Raw genomic sequence first — 1498 nt, forward strand, 5'->3', positions numbered from 1 at the left:
TGCAGGGAAACGCCCGGTCCCATTCCGAACCCGGAAGCTAAGCCTGCACACGCTGATGGTACTGCAACCGGGAGGTTGTGGGAGAGTAAGTCACCGCCGACACCAAACAACAACAAACAACTACATATCGGAACAACAAAGAAGGAGACGGTCAACCACCGTCTCCTTCTCTTTTACGTTTTTCCGTAACAGGCACCACACGACGGTGCTTCGCCACACACGTCCAGTGGCTTTAGACCCCATGGAACTGCACACACCTGCCGGGGAAGTGGCAGGCAACGAACCCTAAACCTTTGCTTTTACCCCCGTGTCTTGTTGTGGTGCGACTCTGGGGATTCCTGCGGTTTTAGGGCACCCTATTCGAACATAAACACCCCCACAAAGGCCATATGTCCTTAACCCGGGTTACTATAAGGGCGATCGTTAGAAAACACATACGAACCCTGTTCTTCTCTTCTGGAGCGCCTCGTCCATGACTGCCACACTCGCCCCGCCCGAACCAGATACCGCCCTCGACTACCCAGACACCCTCCTCATCGGCGACCACCCCGATACCGATCACCTAGACGACGGTGATGTGCCGGAAGCGTTTTACACCACCAATGCACCCGGAAACCACATCGGTAAAGCCGGCACCTATACGCGCAAAACCTCCTGGTTCCTTTTCCGCGCCATCCTCCCCCAACTAGACGAGGATGTTGACTTAAGCCTGACGAGCCTGGCTAAAGACCTCGGCATCTCCTACTCGAAGCTCCTCGGATACATCCGTGCCCACTTCCGCGTCCGCCAACTACCGCTAGTCACCGAAGTCCAAGGCCAGCACTGGATCCTAGACCTTAACAAGCTGCGCATCATCGACCGCGAACTCAAGCGCCTCGACAACAACCCAGAGCATCTTGAAGCCATCGACGCCGCACTCGCAGACTTCCTCACCCCCGCCACACCCAACCAAACCGTCCCCACCGATGCGGATCTGCGCCGATTTATCCGCACCTTCATCGACACTCACCTGCGCCCCGAAGACAAAGAACAACAACCTGAACCGCGTCTGCGCATCAACTACAACCCGGATAACACCACCACACTATCGCTAACCTGCGATAGCGCCACCGCCACCATCATCGCCCGTCACATCGACGCCTACACCAACCAGGCCGCAACCACCGCCGCACAAGGCCTCATCGACCTGATCCTCGAAGACACCCACACCAGCGTTGCTATCAACACGTTCACCACCAACGACAACGCCAACCTCGTCTTTCACCCCGGTGCCGGATGGCTAAACCTCGACCATGCCCCCACAGACAACACCTTCATCCGCCGACTTAAAGCCGACGAGGTAGACTCCTACACCCCCAGCACCGACATCCGCGCCTACACCCAAGGACGCGACGCCACCTGCCGCTGGCCCGGCTGCACCGTCCCCGCCACCAGGTGCCAACTCGACCACCGCATCGAATACCACCTTGGCGGGCCAACCAGCCCAGACAATCTAGTA

Annotated in this window: 1 protein-coding gene and 1 rRNA gene; both read left to right on the forward strand. The window is 57.9% G+C overall.

Features of this window, described 5'->3' with window-relative positions:
- Positions 1-102: ribosomal RNA gene (gene rrf / locus RAE04_RS11660) — 5S ribosomal RNA — on the forward strand; the annotation flags it as partial.
- A 370-nt stretch (positions 103-472) separates the two neighbouring features.
- The coding region (locus tag RAE04_RS11665) for an HNH endonuclease signature motif containing protein (protein WP_317027469.1) at positions 473-1498 on the forward strand (1026 nt) is incomplete at its 3' end.

Source organism: Corynebacterium sp. CTNIH16 (assembly GCF_032821655.1).
Classification (GTDB): Bacteria; Actinomycetota; Actinomycetes; order Mycobacteriales; family Mycobacteriaceae; genus Corynebacterium; species Corynebacterium marquesiae.